Raw genomic sequence first — 20,352 nt, 5'->3', positions numbered from 1 at the left:
ACGCTAACGAAACTGACCGGCTTCTGGTAAAAAATCAAAACCAGCCGTTGCTAACTTAGCCTCTAATGATGCTCGTTCAATTTCGAAGTAAGATACTAATTTATCAAGATCACCACCAAAATCGTCACGAAGTTTCATGTTCACAATGCTCATTAGCATGATGGGATCCATCGTTTCAAAATTTGAAAGCTGCATTACTTATCCTCAAAATCCGAGATCAAGAGATTTGCGGCTGCAAATGCCGCTTTTTCTCGAGTCTCTTTCGGGAGTGTTTCATCTGCTGCGACTTCATTGAGTGCTTTTACTGCACATGAAATAGCTTGTGGTATATACCCTTGATCACCACTGCCAATTTGAGCGTAAAGCTCACGAACTAAATCACAGCAACCGTATACTTGCATGCCTATTTCCTAAAAATGATAACTGCTCTCAATATACACATTGGCTAAAGTAAAAACAAAGCGGGAGTTTGTTTTATCTCAAGGAGTGCTAGAGTCTGGTTGAAAGTTAGCCTTGTACTTGTTGCTCTAACTGATAAGTGACTTCTGAATCAAGATTGAGTTGTTTACTTAGCTCTTGTAGGTAACTTTTTTCCATAAAATTCTGTTCATCCACTACGAGTAGCGAAGCCAGATAAATTTCGCTCGCTTGCTGAGGGGAGTTTGCAAGTCGTGCTATCTCACTTGGGTCGAGGGGCTTATTTAGCTCTTGATGAATCAATTGTTGTACAGAGCTATCTGCGTCCATTTCAGAAACAGCGAGTTCGATTCGCTGCATTTCTTGTTCGTCTACATGACCATCGGATTTAGCGGCGGCAATCATGGCCTTGAGGATAAGAACTTGATGGCTACTGTCTGTTTCATCAAAGGAAGCTGATGACGTGTTTTCAGAAGTGTGAGTTGGTTGTTTTGCCTGCCAATCATTATACACTTTGTATGCTAATGTCCCGAGTGCAGCAGCACCGCCCACTACGGCCACTTTAGAACCTACCTTTCGCGCTTTTTTTGATCCCATAAGCGCTACAATTAAACCGCCTCCAATGGCTCCAGCTCCTAACGTTTTCAATTTTCCTTTGTCTGTACTCATTGAGCCAAGGCCAGATGCATGTTTACTTAATTTTTCAGAGCCCTGTTTTAGGATGTCAGATTTGAGCGCTTGGTTGAGAAGACTAGTTAGATTCATAAAACACCTCCAGTAGATTTAGTTGAAGTCTAAAGTGGAGTGAATGAACACAAGATTAACATGTTGTAATTTTATAAATAAAGGAGTGGTAGGGGGAGAGGAAGAGGTTGTTAGGAACGAGAAAAGAAAAAGGGTTGGCCAATTGCCAACCCTTTTAGAGAGTTAAAGACTTCTTATTTTAGTTGTGCTTTTACATGCTCAACAATATCCGTCATTGGAATGGCAGATTTCTCACCCGCACGACGGTTCTTATATTCGAAGTTTCCTTCATCCATGCTGCGGTCACCGATAACGATGGTGTGTGGAATTCCCACAAGCTCGATATCTTTGAACATGACGCCAGGACGCTCTTTACGATCATCAAACAGTACTTCAATACCCATAGCGGTTAGCTCAGCGTAGAGTTTCTCAGCGGCTTCTTTAACTCGCTCAGATTTGTGCATGTTCATTGGAACGATTGCAACTTGGAATGGTGCAATCGCTTCAGGCCAGATGATGCCGAATTTATCATGGTTTTGCTCGATAGCCGACGCAACTACGCGTGATACACCGATGCCGTAACAGCCCATCTCAAGGATCGTACTCTTACCATCAGGACCAAGAACGTTACAGTTCATTTTCTCTGAGTAGTTTTTGCCCAATTGGAAGATATGGCCAACTTCAATACCACGTTTTAGCTGAATAGTACCTTGACCACATGGGCTTGCATCGCCTTCAACTACGTTACGTAAATCTTCAACTTGACCAAGTTCAACATCACGACCCCAGTTGATACCGAAGTAGTGTTTGTCATCGACGTTTGCACCTGCGCCAAAATCACTCATAACAGCAACGCTACGATCAACAATGAAAGGTAGCTCAAGACCAACAGGGCCTAGTGAACCAGGGCCAGCGCCGACTAGAGCACGGATTGTTGCTTCATCTGCCATTTCTAGTGGAGACGCAACCTGTGATAGGTTTTCTGCTTTGATTTCGTTTAGCTCATGATCACCACGAATGATCAATGCAACGATCTCAGCTTCAATCTCATCTGATGCCTTAACAAACAGTGTTTTCACTGTCTTTTCAATCGGCATTTCAAATTGTTCAACAAGCTCGGCGATGGTTTTTGCGTTTGGTGTATCAACCAGCGTCATCTCTTGAGAAGGCGCTGCACGCTCAGTAGTAGGAGCAAGCGCTTCCGCTTTTTCAATGTTCGCTGCGTAGTCAGACTCAGAAGAGAATGCGATCAGGTCTTCGCCACTTTCCGCTAGAACGTGGAACTCGTGAGAACCGTTACCACCGATAGCACCGGTATCGGCCAGAACTGGGCGATAATCAAGGCCCATGCGATCGAATGCTTTACAGTATGCTTCGTGCATCGCTTGGTAAGATTTCTCTAGACCTTCTTTATCAATGTCAAAGCTGTATGCATCCATCATTGAGAATTCACGAGCACGCATTACACCGAAACGAGGGCGTCTTTCATCACGGAATTTAGTCTGAATTTGGTACAAGTTCAGTGGAAGCTGTTTGTAAGAGTTAACTTCGTTACGAACAAGGCTAGTAATCACTTCTTCAGCTGTTGGGCTAAGAATAAACGGACGGCTGTGACGATCGGTAAAGCGAAGCAGTTCTGCGCCCATTTTTTCAGCACGACCTGTCTCTTCCCAAAGTTCGAATGGTTGAACAACAGGCATTAGTGTTTCAACCGCGCCGGCATTATCGATCTCTTGGCGAACGATGTTTTCAACTTTACGTAGCACACGTAGGCCAGTTGGTAGCCAAGTGTATAGACCTGAAGCGAGCTTACGGACCATACCTGCACGTAGCATCAGCTGGTGGCTAATGACTTCTGCGTCGTTTGGAGTCTCTTTCAGAGTAGCAAGAAGATAGTTACTGGTGCGCATTATTATATCCGTTCATCTAAGTTAAACGCCTTAAGCATGAATCTCAGTCATTGCCGAGTTCGATGTGGCATAGGAAAAAGTGTTAGCCCGCAATAATAGCAGTCAAACGGGTTTGTCAAAAGTGTTCTATTGAAGTTACCGTCACTAAGTTATGTGAAACGACGAATTTAACATTTAAGTCGAATAGGTTAACGGCATATTCTTTGTTGTCGGCTTTATTCTTCTTATAGGCTGGTCGAGGATCCTGTGATAAAACTTGAGTGATAACGCTCATTTTCATTACATGGTCACCGCTGTTTTGTAGCGAGTCTGAGGCTTCTTGTGTGAAAGTGACGTCTACTTTTTCTGGCTCTTGCTCTGCATAGCTTCCTGTTGCGTCATTTATTGCATCGGAGTAGGGGATATACGGTTTGATATCGATAATCGGGGTACCATCGACTAGGTCGACACTGCCTAAATCAATGTACACCTGATTGCCTTCTTGAACCACGCCTCGAACTTCCACTGCTGACATGCCAATACCATTAGGGCGAAAGGTTGCTCTAGAAGCAAAAACGCCGATGCGTTCATTGCCCCCCAATCTTGGTGGACGAACTGTGGGTTTCCATCCTGCTTCAAGGTTCTTATCAAATAAAAAGAGAAGCCATAAATGGCTAAAGTCGCTAAGCCCCCTCACTGATTCAATGCAGTTTGCTTCATCGAGTAATTTAACGCGAGAAGTGGCACTTGGTACGAGCCTCGGCTGCCTTGGAACAGCAAACTTTTCTTTATAAGGAGTCTGGATCACTCCAATTGGCTTCACTGAGTACACGCGTAACCTCACACTTTTGTCTTTTAGGTGACTCTGTTGAGCCGAATATGAACAGAAAGTCGTTCAGCTTTCTTGATGTGGTTCGAGTTTAACAAAATTAGATGGAGAGTAAGTACTTATAGACATTCTCACAATGTGTTAATTACCTTTTTTTATATAACTTGTTGTGTTTTTTTAGTTATAAACTCTATGTGATTGTTATTTGGTGGTTAACTAGACTGTATTTTTACATTTTTTGTTACAGTTTAGGCTTCAGTTTTTACGATCTGTAAAGTAATGTGCTGAATCCCTGCGTATTGACAGCGTTAGGTCAGGAAAAAACAAATTATAAATTAAAAGCAAACACAATGGAGGGAACAGATGAGTTCATCTGCTTCGATTAAACAAAACTCACCAAAAAAGCCGATCTTTACGCGCTTTCTTGATGCCGTAGAATACTTGGGGAATCTATTACCTCATCCTATTACTCTTTTTGCTATTTTCTGTGTAGCGATTCTCGTTACGTCAGGTATTGCCGGCTATTTTGAAGTGTCCGTAATTGACCCTCGCCCAGAAGGCGCAAGTGGTCGTGCTGCTGATGGTATGATTCATGTTGTCAGTTTATTGAATGCTGAAGGATTGCAGCGCATTGTTACTAGTTTAGTGAGTAACTTTGTTGGGTTTGCACCATTAGGTACCGTTCTTGTTGCACTACTTGGTGTAGCGATTGCTGAGCACTCTGGTCTTTTATCTGCTGCAATGCGCGGCATGGTAATGGGTGCTTCGAAGCGTATGGTAACGGTTGCCATCGTTTTCGCTGGTATCATTTCTAATACAGCATCTGAGCTAGGCTACGTTGTACTTATCCCACTTGCTGCGATGATGTTCCACTCGTTAGGCCGTCACCCTCTAGCAGGTCTTGCAGCAGCGTTCGCTGGTGTATCTGGTGGTTATTCTGCAAACCTTCTTATCGGTACGGTTGATCCGCTACTGTCAGGTATTACAGAGACAGCGGCACAGATGCTAGATCCTAGCTACTCTGTTGGCCCTGAAGCGAACTGGTACTTCATGTTTGTTTCTACTTTCTTTATTACCATTGCTGGTGCGTTTGTTACTGAGAAAATTGTTGAACCAAAACTAGGTAAATACAACGAAGAAGAAGCTGCCGAAGACTTATCTAACGATTCAGTTGGTAAACTAACAGACATTGAAAAGAAAGGTCTTAAGTTTGCAGGTGTTGCTGTTCTATTAGTAAGTGCGGTACTAGCTTGGACGGTTGTTCCAGCTGATGGCATTTTACGTCACCCAGTAACGGGTGAAATCGCAGGTTCTCCATTCTTAAGAAGTATCGTTGCCTTTATCTTTATCTTCTTTGCTATTCCGGGTTTTGTATACGGTAGAGTTGTTGGAACGATGAAGAACGACCGTGATGTTATTGATGCAATGGCTAAGTCAATGTCTTCAATGGGCCTATACATCGTTCTTGTATTCTTCGCAGCTCAGTTCGTTGCTTTCTTTAGCTGGACTAACTTTGGTCAAGTATTTGCGGTTGGTGGTGCAAGCTTCCTACAGAACATTGGCCTAACAGGTCCAATGCTGTTCTTCGCTTTCATTCTAATGTGTGGCTTCATTAACCTAATGATCGGCTCTGCATCTGCTCAGTGGGCGGTAACAGCGCCTATCTTTGTTCCTATGTTGATGCTAGTAGGCTACGCACCAGAAACGATTCAGGCGGCTTACCGTATTGGTGATTCAACAACGAACATCATTACCCCAATGATGAGCTACTTCGGTCTTATTCTTGCTGTTGCAACTCGCTACATGAAGAATCTAGGTATCGGTACGCTTATCTCAACCATGCTGCCTTACTCGGTCGTATTCATGGTGGGTTGGAGCTTAATGTTCTACATTTGGGTATTCCTACTAGGTTTACCAGTTGGCCCTGGCGCTGAAACTTACTACACGCCATAGTCAATGATTATGAAATAAATAAAAAACCTGCGAACTTCGCAGGTTTTTTTATGTACTTAATATATCGGAAATGAGTACTTTAAATAGGAGAGTGGCGAGAATAAAAGAGTGACGCAGTGAAGGCAGTTATTTTCGCTTAGCGAGAATTCTATCTAGGTGATTGGCAAATTCGCGTCGGTCAGTTTGAGACAGTGTGGCTGGGCCGCCGGTTTGAACACCGCTTGAGCGTAGTGTATCCATAAAATCGCGCATATTGAGGCGCGCTTTAATGGTCTCAGTCGTATAGAGTTCACCGCGTGTATTCAGAGCCAAAGCTCCCTTTGTAATTACTTCATCGGCAAGAGGGATGTCAGAGGTAATGACTAAGTCCCCGGCATTGGTTCTACGTACAATTTCGTTGTCAGCAATATCAAACCCAGCGGGGACTTGCAGAGAATGAATATTGGCACGCTTTGGCACTGGAACGACATGGTTTGCGACGAATGTACATTCGACACCAGTACGCTCAGCCGCACGTACAATGGTTTCACGGATCACTTTTGGACACGCATCGGCATCAACCCAAATCTTCATCATTATGATTTCTCGTTTAGTTTATCTTCTAGTACTTCGACACGTTTAAGAAGCATTGAAACTTGTTGCTCCAACTGAGTGAGCTTGTCTTGATCAGTTACTGTTGCTTTAGCGACTTCTACTTTTGGAACTCGATTAGAGGCTTTCCAACTTTTGATCGCAGTAATTAGCGCAGGTATAGGGACAGAGGTGCTTAAACGTGCTTTTACTAACGCGACTGTCGGTTCTTTTCCTTCTTGAGCAAGGCTCGACAAAATAGTGGTCAGTTCATCAGTGATATTTTGAGTTAACATCATTTGTTCCTCTTAAATCTTCTTGAAAACATCATACTTTCTATTCGGTAATTTGGCGAATCTCAAAATGGGCACTTGCGTGTGAGAGATCTCTTACAAAACACGTAAGAGAACAGCATTATAACGCCGCATATATTAGTGCAAAGTTGATTAACTTTTTGATTTTTATATTTATTTGTAATTCTTGTTGTGACGATAATAATAATTAAAAGTCGGGTGTATTGTCTAAATTGGGAAATCACGTAAATTAGAACCTGTTGAAAGGAGTTCAACACGGAACAGGAACAACCAAGGATTTGGTTATCTTCAGGAAGAAGATATGACGGCTAGGAAAGCGGTCAGCAGGAAGCGAAGGACATTGTACGGATACAACAGTTGCGAGGATGGTAGCTGCACCTCTAGGAAGAGGCAAGGACAGCATTAGGATGATGCAAAGGACACCGCTCAAGGAACAAGTGATGAGTGCTGACTAGGATAGTTAGCGATCAGGATGATTAGGACACCGCTAGGACGGCGACGTATGGAAATGCTGATGGATTCAGCCACTATTATGGATGATGCATGGAGCACTAACGAGTAGCCGGACTGCTGCGAGTAAGACTATAACCCCGATACGCGAGTATCGGGGTTTTTCTTTTTTACCTTCATCCTTGGTTGCCTATTCTTTTGATATAAAAGTCATTAACAGGGCAGAAAATAAACCTAGATCAATGCTTCGTACCATCAGTTAGTTTATTTTTCGCTCCTCAATTAAGTATTACATTTTCTAGCGTGGAAATTAGACTTTCGAGTCGCTATCAAGGATTAGATATGACCATAGTAACCCGTCGTTTGATGTTACTTCCCTACAGTGAATCATTGCAGTCAGAGTTTCTGATGCTGCACTGTTGTGTGAAGAATCGCGCGGAGATGAATGGTCCACATACAGTCTCTTCAGCGAGAGAGTTGTTTGAGAGAGTATTAAACGATAAATCGATGTACTGTATGGCGATATTAGATAACTATAATCGTGAGTATATTGGCCATATCTTTATTTCTCAGCTGGATTCAACGCCTGAATTAGGTTTTATTTTGGATAAGGCCTATTGGGGGGAAGGGTTAGCAACGGAAGCACTTAAAGCATTTCTACCTAAAGCTTATCGCGAGCTGTCATTAAACAAAGTCATTGCGACGGCGAATACTCATCATACCGCCTCAATCAAATTGCTCAAAAAACTTGGTTTCCAACAAGTGGGTGAAAACCAAGATTTTCATGGTCCGTATTACGAATATGAGCTTACATCCGATGTGGTGGCAAGTGAAAGTTCAATGGCCTAAAGCCACTCATCATTAACTCCCCTTGATAGCAATCATCACCAAGTGCTGAAAACTCAAAGTGATACACTGTATACCAACGCCAATCGCCTTTAGGTGTTCTCAATTTATGCTGCCCAAGCGCCACCGAAACCAATTGCAAATCAAGTTGTTTACATTTTCTCTCTATTGCATTTTTCGCTAACTCACCTTGTCGTCTTTGCTGCCAAAATAGGAAACAGACTAAGCTTAAGCCTACGATAGCCATCAAGTTATTAATCATAGTTCTCCTTCTACTAAACCTACATATCGCTTTTTACTAACCCAAAGTACTCGGGTGATTTTGAGCAACCACCTAACTGATTAGGATGCCCGAGTGGATTGCTGTAGGAGCAGCAGCGCATTGGTCAGCTCTTCTGATGGATTAGAGTGTAGAAGTGGTAACAGCACTAAACGAAGCTCCGGTAGCATGACTAGGTCGGAAAACAGCTGATTAAACAGATTTTGATTACCACTTTGTGCAAGTCTCAATAGAAATAGCTCTGCCACTTTTGGTTCTGATAATAAGTGCCAAGCGCGACCTGCAACTCCAATCAATACTTCTTGGTGGCTTAAGCGTGGGCTCGCTAAAATGGCATTGATGACCGGTAGAGAGATTGAACGATCGGCCCCTGATAAAGCTCGACAAAGCGCTGAGATTAAAAACAGATCAGGTTGGTCTTCCGATATCTTTTGAGTGGTTATTTCAGCGATGGTTTGCGCGAGTTTTTCCGATAGATCGGTATGCTCTAAGGCGCCAAGCAATGCGTAAAGCGGTTCATTAGGCAGATGACGCAGCGCTTTACGAACGAGAACATTGTTTTGGGACTGGCCTAATCGAGCACAAAGATCGGTGATTCCTTGTAAACCGACAGTCTGCCAGTTGTCCCAGCCGAGGTCACCGGTAAAGTAGTGCTGAGCATGCTCATAGTACTGGCTGCAAGCAAGGTTTAATTCTGCACGAATTTGGCTGTTGAATACCGCCATTTTGTCTTCGCTTGGTTTAAACGTATAAGGGTTATTAGAGAGCTTCTCTTGCTGCTCTTCGCTCATCTCTTGGTTGATACGCGATCCCATGGCTTCAAGAACATATTTTAAGAAGTTTCCAACTTCGGCTTGTTTAAACAAACCGCGCTCATCAAGCTCAAACTTTAAGAACCAGATCCATGGCTGTTGTTCTTCATTCCAATACGCGATAGCTAAGTGAGCTTTACGTTGAAGCGGGTAAGGGTAGGGTTGCTGCCCTTTTTCTACTCGAGAAAACGTTTTGTTCTCTATCGTTTTGATACGGCGACCCAGATCAAAAATCTTATATTGGCAGCCGCTGTTTTCTAGCAGCTCTGTAAGTGTATGAATCAGTTCCATGGAGATAATGACCTTAAGTTTCTTTGCTTATAACATGGTATCCTAGTGCGTAATTTCAAGGTCCATTAACAAATTTCAGGGTGATTTATGACCCAATCTGAACAACTTCTTCTTTTGCTCGATGAACTGCAGCAAGAGCTAGAGAAAAATCAGCTATGGCAAACAAATATGCCTTCTGAACAAGTGTTACAAAGTGAGCAGCCTTTTGCCCTAGACACACTCGATCCCGAGCAGTGGTTACAGTGGATATTTATTCCTAAAATACGGGTAATGTTAGAGCAAGGTGGGGAATTACCTAGTGGGTTTTCGATGGCGCCCTATTTTGAACAAGCATGGCAAGAAGCACCGCAATGCCAAGGCGTGATTAAGGTGACTCAGAAAATAGATAAGGTATGCCAACCGTGTTAGAGATAATTTATCAAGACGAGTATCTGGTTGCCGTTAATAAACCCGCGGGAATGTTGGTTCACAGAAGTTGGTTAGATAAACACGAAACTCAATTTGTCATGCAGACTCTGCGTGATCAAATTGGTCAGCATGTGTTTCCGCTACATCGGTTAGATAGACCAACTTCAGGCGTTCTTGTATTTGCACTGTCGAGTGAAGTGGCTTCACAAGTCATGCCGATGTTCGCCAATCATGAGATGGAAAAGACTTATCACGCGATTGTTCGTGGTTGGATAGAGGAGGGGGATGTACTCGATTACCCACTGAAAGTAGAACTAGACAAAATTGCCGATAAGTTTGCGACTCAAGAAAAAGAAGCTCAAGACGCGGTGACGGCTTACCAACCTTTAGCCAAAGTAGAAGTACCATATTCAACAGGAAGGTTCCCAACGAGCCGCTATTGTTTGATGGAAATGAAACCAAAAACTGGGCGAAAGCATCAACTTCGTCGCCATATGGCGCACTTAAGGCACCCAATTGTAGGTGATACGACTCATGGTGATGGAAAGCATAATCGTCTTTTCAGAGAGAACTACGATGTGTACCAATTGATGTTACATGCATCGGAGCTCAAATTTACTCATCCATTGACGAAAAAAGAGGTAGTGCTTAAGGCTAATTTTGATGACACATGGAAAAAGTTATTAATGGAATTTGGTTGGTGATCTAACGCTCGGTGGGTAGCTGGTTTAAGCTACCCGAACATGACTCGCCTCTAATCGTATATATCAAGCTTATAACGATATTGCCACTAGTTTGTCATAGTTAAGTTCCAACTATGATACCAACGAATTAAGCTATCAAAGGGTTTCGGTGTACAAAGAAGAAAGCCCTGCATATCGATATGTTTCATATTAATTTCTAGATATGTAAGATCATCTACATTTTCAATACCTTCCGCAATTAACCTCATATCAAGTTCTGGGCAAAGCTCAGTCAGTGATTTAACAACCACTTGATTAAATTTATCACAATGGATGTTAGAGATAAGGCTGCGATCAATTTTGACTTCGGTAAAGGGTAAACTTCTTAGTTGCTGAATGTTGGTATAGCCCGTACCAAAGTCGTCCAGTGAAAGACCAAAACCTAACATTCGAAAACGATTTAACGATTCCAGTTGCTCAGTCGTTTTAAGTGAAAACTCTTCTGTTATTTCAAGTATTATTCTCGAGTTTTCTACCCCTGCTTTTTTTAGAATATGATCCAGTTTTTTCGGAAGCTCAACGCTGGTTAATTGACTCGGAGATAGATTGATACTGAGGCTGATATTTTGACCAAATTCTTTGGTTAAAGCAGGAAAGGCTTTTAGAGATTTCTTAATGATTTGTAGGGTGATGTTATTAATTAAATCAAATTGTATCGCAGTGGGTATAAAAGCCCCAGGTAAAATGGCATTAGGGGTACCGGGCTTACAAATTCTGGCTAATACTTCTAAGCCTTTGACTTGGCTATTATGTGTGTCGATCTTTGGCTGATAATAAGGAGTGATCAAGTTTTGTTCGATGCATTCCTTTAGCTCATCTTTTGACATTTTTTGGTAATGAACAAATTTTCTTTCTTCAATTTGCTGTAATTTAGTCATCACTTGTTTGATGCAATTGAGGTCAACAGGCTTAGCTATGTTACCAATAAGATGGACTCGATGCTGTTTAGCGATTTCTGACGCTAACCTAATGACCCTTGTCTCCATTTGAGAAATGATACAAATGCCACCTTTAAATGAGATACTTCCTAACTCCTTAATGATTGCCATCCCGTCTAGGTTGGGCATATTAAGGTCAGTAAATACAGCGAGATAATGTTGAGGATTATTACGAATGTTTTGGAGCGCTTTTTCGGGGTCTGAGGATGTGACGACATTAGTATAACCAAGCTCTAAAAACATGCTTTTTATTGTCACAAGCATAGCTTTGGAGTCATCAATGACTACAATTTGTTTATTACTCACTCTTACACCTACCTAGCAATATGCCATGTTGTTCTTCGCAACACGATTCTATGTTTGTATTACATAAGCCTTTTACACAGTTACTTTGACTGATTTTAATTACTTATAAATTAGTAGAAGCCATAGAAAATACAAGGTCAAGTGAATGGTTTTGTATCAATATGCGCCTTTGCGCATAAGGTTGGAAGGGGTTGAAATGTAATGAGTCACAAGTTTGGTCACTATTTTTGATTATTTTCTTACTTCGCTTGCTTGAATAGGTCGTTGAGTTATTTCATTAGTAGAAAGAAAAAACGAAGCCAATGGCTTCGTTTATAGGTGTAATGTCGTGGCAAAAATGAGAGTTGAAAAATAAACAGATTAAGCTAAATAGCCTCTGATTGAGGTTTCAATACCGTCAGAATCAAGCCCAAGATCTGCATACAACTCTTGTTGTGAGCCTTGAGGGATAAATCGGTCAGGAAGACCTAAGTTCAAAACTGGCTTAAGTAATTTCTTACTCATCATAAACTCAATTACACCAGCGCCAGCACCACCTGCTATCACGTTCTCTTCTAGAGTGACGAGTACATCATGGCTAGCAGCCAGTTCTTCAATCAATGTCTCATCAAGAGGCTTAACAAAGCGCATATCAGCAACTGTGGCATTAAGCTTTTCAGCCGCTTCCAGAGCATCAGGGAGGAAAGTACCAAAGTTTAGAATAGCTACCTTCTCACCTTGACGAAGTGTACGGCCTTTGCCGATTTTAAGAGCGCTAAACTCAGCGTGTATTTCGCTGCCCAGACCATTACCACGTGGATAACGAACAGCACTAGGGCCTGTGTGTTGGTGGCCGGTATACAGCATTTGACGACACTCATTTTCGTCGCTTGGTGTCATGATGGTCATATTAGGAATACAACGCATAAAGCTTAAATCAAATGCCCCTTGGTGGGTTTGACCATCAGCACCAACAAGGCCTGCTCGGTCAATGGCAAACATCACAGGCAAATCCATAATAGCGACATCATGGATCAGTTGATCGTAACCACGCTGTAAGAACGTCGAGTAGATAGCGACGATGGGTTTATCACCTGCTATTGCCATACCTGTCGCAAGTGTAACGGCATGCTGCTCGGCAATCGCCACATCAAAGAATTGTTTCGGGAACTCCTTGGCAAAGCGAACCATGCCTGATCCTTCCTTCATTGCAGGCGTAATTGCCATTAATTTAGGATCTTGCGCTGCCATGTCACAAAGGAAATCACCAAAGATCTTAGAAAATGTTGGTTTTGAATTACTGCTTTTTGGCAGACTCGTATGGCTTGGGTCAAATTTCGGTACACCATGGTAACCAATCGGGTCTTTCTCTGCTGGCTCGTAGCCTTTCCCTTTCTTGGTCATGATGTGTAGGAACTGCGGGCCTTTTAGCTCACGCATGTTCTTTAATGTTTTGATGAGTTCGTTAACGTCGTGACCATCAACTGGGCCTATATAGTTAAAACCAAGTTCTTCAAACAGAGTACCCGGTACCACCATACCCTTAAGATGCTCTTCGGTGCGTCGAACCAATTCTTTAATTGGAGGGACACCTGAAAGCACTTTTTTACCGCCTTCACGAATAGAGGTATATAGATTCCCAGAAAGCACTTGAGCAAGATGGTTATTGAGGGCGCCAACGTTCTCAGAGATAGACATTTCGTTGTCATTAAGCACAACCAACATATCAGAGTGAACATCACCAGCGTGGTTCATCGCTTCAAATGCCATGCCTGCAGTAATCGCACCATCACCAATAACACTCACGACTTTACGGCCTTTATTCTCCTTTTCAGCGCAAATCGCCATTCCTAGACCAGCACTGATTGACGTTGAAGAGTGGCCCACGGAAAGGGTATCGTATTCACTCTCTTCACGCCAAGGGAAAGGGTGTAGCCCCTCTTTTTGACGAATGGTCGAGAGTTGGTCACGGCGTCCAGTTAAAATCTTGTGTGGGTAAGCTTGATGGCCTACATCCCAGATTAACTGGTCAAACGGAGTGTTATAGACATAGTGCAAAGCAACTGTTAACTCAACAGTACCAAGGCCTGATGCTAAGTGGCCACTTGATTGGCTCACTGAGTTCAATAAATAAGAACGAAGCTCGTCACACAGCTTAGGTAGCGTATCTCGAGGAAGGCTTCGTAATTCATCTGGCGTATTGGCCAGTGATAATGTTGGATATTTTGAAATATCAAGAGTCATAGTTTTGCGTGCTTATTATGTTTAGTTCTTGCGTTCGATGACGTATTTTGCGAACTCTTCAAGTGTTTTAGTATTGTATGGAATCGCTTCGAGTGCTTGAAGGGCTTCATTCAATAGAGTGTGCGCTTTATTTATCGCACCGTCCAACCCTAACAGCGAAGGGTAAGTGCTTTTATTCAATTCTTGATCTGAGCCTTGTGGCTTACCTAGTGTTTCAGTATCGCCAATGATGTCTAAGATGTCATCTTGGACTTGGAAGGCAAGGCCGATAGCGTCAGCAAACTTATCAAGCTGAGGCAGTACTTGAACGCCTTTTTCTCCAGCGGCAAGTGCCCCTAATCGAACCGCACACTTTATCAATGCCCCTGTTTTATTGCGATGAATCTCTTTCAACTCTTCTAAACTAACCTGTCGATTCTCGGCTTCGAGATCTAATGACTGCCCAATACACATGCCATGTGCACCGGAAGCGTGTGCAAGAGATTGAATCATCTTAATTCGTAAGCTTTCTGCGTCTTGCGCTAATTCACCTTCCGCTAAGATAGTGAAAGCAAGCGTCTGCAGTGCGTCACCGGTTAAAATAGCGGTTGCTTCATCAAATTTGATATGACAAGTTGGCTGTCCACGGCGCAATTCATCATCATCCATTGCGGGAAGATCGTCATGAATTAATGAATAGGCATGAATACATTCAATCGCAGCTGCTGGGGTATCCAATTCATTTTGTTCACAGCCGAGCATTTGTCCCGTCGCGTAAACAAGAAAAGGTCTTGCTCGCTTACCACCAAGCAGTAGACCGTAACGCATGGCCTCAATAAGAGTTTGGCTTTGGTGTGGCAGACGATCTAACCATGCATTAAGAATGCGATTATTCTGTTGCTGATAAGCGGTTAACGCTTCAATCATAACGGATCTTCACTCTTATTCTGAAGGAGACTCAAAAGTGCTGAGTGGCGCTTCGTCGTCATTTTGGAGCAAGATGCTGACACGTTGTTCAGCATCACTTAATTTGGTTTGACCGGAACGGGCTAAAGCAATGCCGCGTTCGAATTTCTTCAATGCGTCATCAAGTGCTAAATCACCATTTTCCAACTGATCAACTAAGGTATCGAGTTCATCGATGGTCGCTTCGAACGACATATTTTCTGGTTTTTTGCTCGCCATAATTTGTCTGGTTTAGCTGTCTAGTTGAGAAAGATGGACGAAAGTTACCTCAGGGCGTGGTTATGGTCAAATTTAACCAAAAGAAATTGTTAGAAAAGTGGAGCTTAAACGGTCTCTTCTCTATACCTAATCTATACATCAAAGATTGTATGACACAGGTATCAATGGAATAGTGTGACGCCATATTGATACAATTAACGGCAATTGTGATAAAAATCTAGCCATAATGTCGTGATAAATTGATCTGTGTGGCGAAATACTTTGAAAGGAATTCCAATAATTTAGTTAAAGATCTTATGATCGGGCCGATAACTAATTTAACTGACGAAATAATACCAATTTTTACGAATTTTGAAGCGAGTTAACTTAAACCTTCGTCTTGTCTGTTTTTTGATTGGTATAAATCTCATATTCGCTAATAAATAGCATGAGGAGTGCTTTGTGGATTTAGCAACGCTATTAGGACTCATTGGTGGTTTTGCCTTTGTCATCATGGCGATGATTTTAGGCGGAAGTATCATGATGTTCGTTGATGTCACTTCTGTTTTGATTGTTGTAGGTGGCTCTACCTTCGTTGTATTGATGAAGTTTACGATGGGGCAGTTTTTTGGGGCGGCTAAAATCGCCGGAAAAGCCTTCATGTTTAAAGCTGATGAGCCTGAAGATCTGATTGCTAAAGTTGTAGAGATGGCAGACGCTGCTCGTAAAGGGGGCTTTTTAGCACTCGAAGAGATGGAAATTACCAATGGTTTCATGCAAAAAGGGATCGACCTGTTGGTTGATGGTCATGATGCGGATGTGGTTCGTGCAGCATTGCAGAAAGACATCGCGCTAACCGATGAACGTCATGATTTTGGCGCGAGTGTTTTTAGAGCCTTTGGTGATGTTTCCCCTGCAATGGGGATGATCGGTACACTGGTTGGTCTGGTTGCGATGCTTTCAAACATGGATGATCCTAAATCTATCGGCCCAGCGATGGCAGTAGCTCTTTTGACCACGTTATACGGTGCCATTCTTTCTAACATGGTGTTTTTCCCTATTGCTGACAAACTCTCGTTGAGGCGTGAACAAGAGAAGCTTAACCGACGTTTGATTATGGATGGCGTATTAGCGATTCAAGATGGTCAAAACCCACGCGTTATCGACAGCTACCTTAAGAATTACCTCCACGAAGGTAAACGTGCTCTTGATGTAGATAGCGAGTAAGGAATTCAGTATGGATGATGAAGAAAGCTGTAAATGCCCCCCTCCAGGGCTCCCCCTTTGGATGGGGACTTTTGCTGATTTAATGTCACTGCTGATGTGTTTCTTTGTACTGCTGCTATCATTCTCAGAGATGGACGTACTGAAATTTAAACAGATAGCAGGTTCGATGAAATTTGCTTTTGGTGTGCAAAACCGCCTTGAAGTAAAAGACATCCCGAAAGGCACCAGTATTATTGCTCAGGAATTTAGACCGGGTCGTCCAGAGCCCACACCTATTGATGTTATCATGCAGCAAACTATCGATATTACCCAGCAGACCTTAGAGTTTCATGAAGGAGAGTCTGATAGGGCCGGTGGTAATCAGCGGGATAAGGGTAAACAAACGGGTGGTAAGTCACCTGAAAGCTCAACCAAAGATAATCAAAATACCGATCCCCAAGAGCAGCAACAGCAACAACAAGCTCAGGCGCAGTCTCAAGAGTTAGAGGTGCTTGAAGAGGCGATTAAGAAGGCGCTCGAACGAGAAATTGCAGAAGGGGCGATTGAGGTTGAAAATCTAGGGCAGCAGATTGTCATCCGAATTCGAGAGAAAGGGGCATTCCCAGAAGGCTCTGCTTTCTTACAACCTAAGTTTAGACCTTTGGTTCGCCAGATTGCGGAACTGGTTCGAGATGTACCAGGTATAGTTCGAATCTCAGGTCACACCGATGATCAACGTTTGGATTCAGAGCTATATCGCTCTAACTGGGATCTCTCTTCCCAGCGTGCTGTATCGGTCGCACAAGAGATGGAGAAGGTCCGTGGATTCTCGCATCAACGTTTGAGAGTAAGGGGCATGGCTGATACTGATCCATTAGAGCCTAATGATACCGCTGTTCAGCGTTCTAGAAATCGCCGAGTTGAAATCAGTATTATGCAAGGTGAGCCTTTGTATAGTGACGAAGTCCCATCGATACCCCAAGAACCTTAGTACTTGGTTTCGCTGATAAATTGTCGCTGTTAAGAAAAAGAGAAAAGGTGAGCATGACGCTCACCTTTTTTATGTCTGTGACCTCGTGTATAATCTTGCGCCCTTATAGAGCGGTTATTTTATTTCTCTTCTAATTTGAAGATTGAAAATACAATAGCCACGTTGCGAAAGCGTTCAACCTGTGAAGTGAAGTATGAAATTTATTGTTAAGCCCCATCCAGAAATTTTTGTAAAAAGTGATTCTGTGCGTAAGCGCTTCACAAGGATTCTTGAGTGTAATATTCGCAACGTTTTACAGAGTCGCACTGAATCTGTCGCGGTATTCAACCGTCGTGATCATATTGAAGTGACTGCTCAAACGGATCAGTTTTATAAAGAGACGCTTGAAGTACTGACGCACACGCCTGGTATTCATCACTCTTTAGAAGTTCAGCAATCTGAATTTAAAGATCTGCACGATATCTATGAGCAAGTGCTTGAACTCAACCGTCCAAACATTGAGGGTAAGACCTTTTCTGTACGCGCAAAGCGTCGTGGTAAGCATGAATTTACCTCAATAGAGCTTGAGCGTTACGTTGGTGGTGGTTTAAACCAAGCAGTTGAGAGTGCAAAAGTTAAACTGACTAAGCCAGAGGTCACAGTTAAGGTTGAGATTGCTAACGAGAAACTAAACCAAGTGATTGCACGTCATAAAGGTTTAGGCGGCTTCCCTCTTGGTACTCAAGAAGATCTGCTTAGCCTTATCTCTGGTGGCTTTGATTCCGGTGTTTCAAGTTACCTACACATCAAGCGCGGATCTAAAGTGCATTACTGCTTCTTTAATTTAGGTGGCCCTGCTCATGAGATTGGCGTAAAGCAAGTCGCACACTTCTTATGGAACAAATATGGCTCGTCAGCCAAGGTTAAATTTATCTCTGTTGATTTTGATCCTGTTGTGGCTGAGATTCTAGAAAAAGTCGATGACGGTCAAATGGGCGTTGTGCTCAAGCGTATGTTTATGCGTGCAGCTGGTCAGGTTGCCGAGAAATTCGGTATCCAAGCATTAGTAACCGGTGAAGCCCTAGGACAAGTGTCGAGCCAAACGCTGACTAATCTTCGCCACATCGATAACGTGACTGACTCTTTAATTCTTCGTCCACTGATTAACTGGGATAAAGAAGACATCATTGATGTTGCTCGTGAGATTGGAACCGAAGATTTCGCTAAAACCATGCCAGAGTACTGTGGTGTGATTTCTAAGAAGCCAACAGTGAAAGCGGTAAAAGGTAAGCTTGAAGCGGAAGAAGCCAAGTTTGACTTTGCGATTCTAGACGATGTAGTGACGAATGCTCGTGTGATGGATATTCGTGATATCGCCAAAGAGAGTGAAAAAGCGGCGCCTGAAGTTGAACATGTTCAACAAGCAGACTCTAGTGCTATCGTTCTTGATATTCGTAGCCCTGAAGAAGAAGACGGTAACCCATTAGAAATTGATGGCGTGGAAGTGAAACACATCCCGTTCTTTAAGCTTGGCACTAAGTTTGGCGATCTAGATCAGAGCAAAGAGTATCTTCTATACTGTGATAGAGGCGTAATGAGCCGTTTACAGGCGCTGTACTTGCAAGAGCAAGGCTATAGCAATGTAAAAGTATATCGCCCATAGATTAGCCTAAGGCCTTTCTAGCGCCATTTGGTGTCGTGAAATTAAAGCGTGAATCGTAAAAGCGGTTTGCGCTTTTTTTATGCCTACTATTTAAGGTTGGATCGATTGCTAGGAAAGTTGAATTGGACAGATAAAAAAACACCGCCTTTAATAAGGCGGTGAAAAATTCTTTGACAGACAGGTCAAAAATACAGGAAGTTGATTTTGTTTTGGGGTAACCCAAACAAAATATTGGTAGAAATCTACCTAACTCGAAAAACGAGTTTGCAAACACAACATCGCAACAACTAACCAATTAATTCTGGAGAGAATTAAGCCGTTCAGGCTAGCGCTGCGGGATGAAATATAGAATTTCTCTAGCCGCTAAGCAATCGACAATTTATAATGTTTCAGATTAAAAAAACTAATCCATATTATTGAGTGCCCCTATGTCTAGAAGATTGCCACCACTTAATTCGTTAAAAGTGTTTGAAGCCGCGGCACGGCACCTTAGTTTTACCCGTGCAGCTGAAGAATTATTTGTTACTCAAGCTGCGGTCAGCCACCAAATAAAAGCATTAGAAGAGTTTTTGAGTTTAAAGCTTTTTCGACGTCGAAACCGATCGTTACTCTTAACTGAAGAGGGACAAAGTTACTTCCTCGATATTAAAGATATTTTTTCTTCTCTTGCCGAAGCGACGGATAAAGTGCTTGAACGCAGTGAGAAAGGGGCGTTAACCATTAGTTTACAGCCTAGTTTCGCGATTCAGTGGCTAGTTCCTCGCTTGGCGGATTTCAATCAGCAGCAGCCGGATATTGACGTACGTATTAAAGCGGTTGATATGGATGACGGTTCACTGACCGATGACGTTGATGTGGCTATCTATTATGGTCGTGGAAACTGGCCAGGTTTACGTGCAGATAAACTGTATCAAGAGTACTTAGTACCGTTGTGCTCACCAGCACTTCTTTTAGGGGCGAAACCCCTTGAGTCACTTGACGATTTAAAAGCGCATACGTTACTTCACGATACATCGCGTAAAGATTGGAAACAATTTACTAAGCAGTATGGCTTGGAAGGCGTTAATGTAAATCACGGCCCGATTTTTAGTCACTCTACAATGGTGCTTCAAGCGGCGGCTCATGGACAAGGAATTGCTCTTGGCAACAATGTTCTTGCCCAACCTGAGCTTGAAGCGGGCCGTCTTATCGCTCCTTTTGATGAAAAGTTTGTCACCAAGAATGCTTTTTACGTGGTGTGTCACGACAAACAAGCGGATATGGGACGTATAGCGACATTTAGGGACTGGATGTTAGCGAAAGCTCAAAGTGAGCAAGAGGTGTTTTTAGATGAGTAACGATGTGATTTCGAACCATT

21 protein-coding genes are annotated in these 20,352 nt (G+C 42.8%); 8 read left to right on the top strand and 13 right to left on the bottom strand.

Translation table 11 applies throughout. The features are described 5' to 3' along the window. Positions 1-3: 3 nt before the first annotated feature. The 5 genes from KP803_RS18945 to tsaA all read right to left on the bottom strand — a co-directional run bounded on the left by KP803_RS18945 (position 4) and on the right by tsaA (position 3,882). Positions 4-195, bottom strand: coding sequence for a DUF4250 domain-containing protein (locus KP803_RS18945; protein ID WP_248010417.1), 192 nt, complete (start codon positions 193-195; stop codon positions 4-6). Beyond that, entirely contained in the window at positions 195-401 is a 207-nt protein-coding gene (locus tag KP803_RS18940; protein ID WP_248010416.1) for a YaeP family protein, read from the bottom strand. The genes KP803_RS18945 and KP803_RS18940 overlap by 1 nt, the downstream gene beginning before the upstream one ends. 106 nt (positions 402-507) lie before the next feature. Further along, positions 508-1,182: a tellurite resistance TerB family protein gene (locus KP803_RS18935; protein ID WP_248010415.1), complete on the bottom strand. Its 675-nt coding sequence runs from the start codon at positions 1,180-1,182 to the stop codon at positions 508-510. A 173-nt stretch (positions 1,183-1,355) separates the two neighbouring features. Continuing rightward, entirely contained in the window at positions 1,356-3,071 is a 1,716-nt protein-coding gene (locus tag KP803_RS18930) for a proline--tRNA ligase (protein WP_248010414.1), read from the bottom strand. A gap of 115 nt (positions 3,072-3,186) precedes the next feature. Further along, on the bottom strand, positions 3,187-3,882 hold the full coding sequence (tsaA, locus tag KP803_RS18925) for a tRNA (N6-threonylcarbamoyladenosine(37)-N6)-methyltransferase TrmO (protein ID WP_248010413.1): 696 nt from the start codon (positions 3,880-3,882) through the stop codon (positions 3,187-3,189). A gap of 360 nt (positions 3,883-4,242) precedes the next feature. On the opposite strand from tsaA, the gene KP803_RS18920 reads away from it, so the two are divergent. Then, entirely contained in the window at positions 4,243-5,832 is a 1,590-nt protein-coding gene (locus KP803_RS18920) for an AbgT family transporter (protein WP_248010412.1), read from the top strand. Positions 5,833-5,958: 126 nt separating this feature from the next. On the opposite strand, the gene KP803_RS18915 is transcribed toward KP803_RS18920, so the two are convergent. Beyond that, complete coding sequence (locus tag KP803_RS18915; protein WP_248010479.1) at positions 5,959-6,405, bottom strand: YaiI/YqxD family protein; 447 nt, start codon at positions 6,403-6,405, stop codon at positions 5,959-5,961. A gap of 2 nt (positions 6,406-6,407) precedes the next feature. After that, positions 6,408-6,698 carry a hypothetical protein gene (locus tag KP803_RS18910; RefSeq protein ID WP_248010478.1) on the bottom strand — a complete coding sequence of 97 codons (291 nt, stop codon included), beginning with the start codon at positions 6,696-6,698 and terminating at the stop codon, positions 6,408-6,410. Positions 6,699-7,508: 810 nt separating this feature from the next. On the opposite strand from KP803_RS18910, the gene KP803_RS18905 reads away from it, so the two are divergent. Then, positions 7,509-8,015, top strand: a complete 507-nt coding sequence (locus KP803_RS18905) for a GNAT family N-acetyltransferase (RefSeq protein WP_248010411.1) — start codon at positions 7,509-7,511, stop codon at positions 8,013-8,015. On the opposite strand, the gene KP803_RS18900 is transcribed toward KP803_RS18905, so the two are convergent. Both KP803_RS18900 and KP803_RS18895 read right to left on the bottom strand, forming a co-directional pair. After that, complete coding sequence (locus KP803_RS18900; protein WP_248010410.1) at positions 7,975-8,274, bottom strand: DUF3301 domain-containing protein; 300 nt, start codon at positions 8,272-8,274, stop codon at positions 7,975-7,977. The two genes, KP803_RS18905 and KP803_RS18900, sit on opposite strands and share 41 nt — an antisense overlap. Before the next feature lie 80 nt (positions 8,275-8,354). Further along, positions 8,355-9,395 (bottom strand): DUF3549 family protein, encoded by a 1,041-nt coding sequence (locus KP803_RS18895; protein ID WP_248010409.1) that lies wholly within the window; start codon positions 9,393-9,395, stop codon positions 8,355-8,357. An 87-nt stretch (positions 9,396-9,482) separates the two neighbouring features. Here KP803_RS18895 and KP803_RS18890 point away from each other — a divergent pair, with 87 nt between their 5' ends. Together KP803_RS18890 and truC are read left to right on the top strand one after the other, a co-directional pair. Continuing rightward, positions 9,483-9,803, top strand: a complete 321-nt coding sequence (locus KP803_RS18890; RefSeq protein WP_248010408.1) for a YqcC family protein — start codon at positions 9,483-9,485, stop codon at positions 9,801-9,803. Further along, positions 9,788-10,507 carry a tRNA pseudouridine(65) synthase TruC gene (truC, locus tag KP803_RS18885; RefSeq protein ID WP_248010407.1) on the top strand — a complete coding sequence of 240 codons (720 nt, stop codon included), beginning with the start codon at positions 9,788-9,790 and terminating at the stop codon, positions 10,505-10,507. Before KP803_RS18890 ends, truC begins: the two co-directional genes overlap by 16 nt. A gap of 86 nt (positions 10,508-10,593) precedes the next feature. Here truC and KP803_RS18880 read toward each other — a convergent pair whose 3' ends face one another. The 4 genes from KP803_RS18880 to xseB all read right to left on the bottom strand — a co-directional run bounded on the left by KP803_RS18880 (position 10,594) and on the right by xseB (position 15,177). Then, complete coding sequence (locus KP803_RS18880) at positions 10,594-11,790, bottom strand: EAL domain-containing response regulator (RefSeq protein WP_248010406.1); 1,197 nt, start codon at positions 11,788-11,790, stop codon at positions 10,594-10,596. Positions 11,791-12,150: 360 nt separating this feature from the next. Next, complete coding sequence (gene dxs, locus KP803_RS18875) at positions 12,151-14,013, bottom strand: 1-deoxy-D-xylulose-5-phosphate synthase (protein ID WP_248010405.1); 1,863 nt, start codon at positions 14,011-14,013, stop codon at positions 12,151-12,153. Between the two features lie 21 nt (positions 14,014-14,034). Next, positions 14,035-14,919 carry a (2E,6E)-farnesyl diphosphate synthase gene (ispA, locus tag KP803_RS18870; RefSeq protein WP_248010404.1) on the bottom strand — a complete coding sequence of 295 codons (885 nt, stop codon included), beginning with the start codon at positions 14,917-14,919 and terminating at the stop codon, positions 14,035-14,037. Positions 14,920-14,934: 15 nt separating this feature from the next. Further along, positions 14,935-15,177, bottom strand: a complete 243-nt coding sequence (gene xseB / locus KP803_RS18865; protein ID WP_248010403.1) for an exodeoxyribonuclease VII small subunit — start codon at positions 15,175-15,177, stop codon at positions 14,935-14,937. A 441-nt stretch (positions 15,178-15,618) separates the two neighbouring features. Between xseB and pomA the strand changes: the two genes are divergently transcribed. From pomA to KP803_RS18845, 4 genes are all read left to right on the top strand, one after another. Beyond that, positions 15,619-16,383, top strand: a complete 765-nt coding sequence (gene pomA / locus KP803_RS18860) for a flagellar motor protein PomA (RefSeq protein ID WP_248010402.1) — start codon at positions 15,619-15,621, stop codon at positions 16,381-16,383. 10 nt (positions 16,384-16,393) lie between these two features. Further along, positions 16,394-17,353: a flagellar motor protein MotB gene (locus KP803_RS18855; RefSeq protein ID WP_248010401.1), complete on the top strand. Its 960-nt coding sequence runs from the start codon at positions 16,394-16,396 to the stop codon at positions 17,351-17,353. 193 nt (positions 17,354-17,546) lie between these two features. Continuing rightward, positions 17,547-18,995, top strand: coding sequence for a tRNA uracil 4-sulfurtransferase ThiI (gene thiI / locus KP803_RS18850; RefSeq protein WP_248010400.1), 1,449 nt, complete (start codon positions 17,547-17,549; stop codon positions 18,993-18,995). A gap of 428 nt (positions 18,996-19,423) precedes the next feature. Next, positions 19,424-20,332 (top strand): transcriptional regulator GcvA, encoded by a 909-nt coding sequence (locus KP803_RS18845; protein WP_248010399.1) that lies wholly within the window; start codon positions 19,424-19,426, stop codon positions 20,330-20,332. Positions 20,333-20,352: the final 20 nt, after the last annotated feature.

Source organism: Vibrio amylolyticus (assembly GCF_023145695.1).
GTDB classification, from domain to species: domain Bacteria; phylum Pseudomonadota; class Gammaproteobacteria; order Enterobacterales; family Vibrionaceae; genus Vibrio; species Vibrio amylolyticus.
This window is presented reverse-complemented; position numbering and strand designations above follow the sequence as displayed.

Bases quoted from the DNA above. Each gene is read 5' to 3' on its own strand.
- KP803_RS18910 (WP_248010478.1), bottom strand. From the start codon at position 6,698: ATGTTAACTCAAAATATCACTGATGAACTGACCACTATTTTGTCGAGC.
- KP803_RS18915 (WP_248010479.1), bottom strand. From the start codon at position 6,405: ATGAAGATTTGGGTTGATGCCGATGCGTGTCCAAAAGTGATCCGTGAA.
- KP803_RS18920 (WP_248010412.1), top strand. From the start codon at position 4,243: ATGAGTTCATCTGCTTCGATTAAACAAAACTCACCAAAAAAGCCGATC.
- ispA (WP_248010404.1), bottom strand. From the start codon at position 14,919: ATGATTGAAGCGTTAACCGCTTATCAGCAACAGAATAATCGCATTCTT.
- thiI (WP_248010400.1), top strand. From the start codon at position 17,547: ATGAAATTTATTGTTAAGCCCCATCCAGAAATTTTTGTAAAAAGTGAT.
- KP803_RS18890 (WP_248010408.1), top strand. From the start codon at position 9,483: ATGACCCAATCTGAACAACTTCTTCTTTTGCTCGATGAACTGCAGCAA.
- KP803_RS18905 (WP_248010411.1), top strand. From the start codon at position 7,509: ATGACCATAGTAACCCGTCGTTTGATGTTACTTCCCTACAGTGAATCA.
- KP803_RS18845 (WP_248010399.1), top strand. From the start codon at position 19,424: ATGTCTAGAAGATTGCCACCACTTAATTCGTTAAAAGTGTTTGAAGCC.
- xseB (WP_248010403.1), bottom strand. From the start codon at position 15,177: ATGGCGAGCAAAAAACCAGAAAATATGTCGTTCGAAGCGACCATCGAT.
- KP803_RS18945 (WP_248010417.1), bottom strand. From the start codon at position 195: ATGCAGCTTTCAAATTTTGAAACGATGGATCCCATCATGCTAATGAGC.
- KP803_RS18930 (WP_248010414.1), bottom strand. From the start codon at position 3,071: ATGCGCACCAGTAACTATCTTCTTGCTACTCTGAAAGAGACTCCAAAC.
- dxs (WP_248010405.1), bottom strand. From the start codon at position 14,013: ATGACTCTTGATATTTCAAAATATCCAACATTATCACTGGCCAATACG.
- KP803_RS18940 (WP_248010416.1), bottom strand. From the start codon at position 401: ATGCAAGTATACGGTTGCTGTGATTTAGTTCGTGAGCTTTACGCTCAA.
- KP803_RS18895 (WP_248010409.1), bottom strand. From the start codon at position 9,395: ATGGAACTGATTCATACACTTACAGAGCTGCTAGAAAACAGCGGCTGC.
- truC (WP_248010407.1), top strand. From the start codon at position 9,788: ATGCCAACCGTGTTAGAGATAATTTATCAAGACGAGTATCTGGTTGCC.
- KP803_RS18935 (WP_248010415.1), bottom strand. From the start codon at position 1,182: ATGAATCTAACTAGTCTTCTCAACCAAGCGCTCAAATCTGACATCCTA.
- KP803_RS18855 (WP_248010401.1), top strand. From the start codon at position 16,394: ATGGATGATGAAGAAAGCTGTAAATGCCCCCCTCCAGGGCTCCCCCTT.
- KP803_RS18900 (WP_248010410.1), bottom strand. From the start codon at position 8,274: ATGATTAATAACTTGATGGCTATCGTAGGCTTAAGCTTAGTCTGTTTC.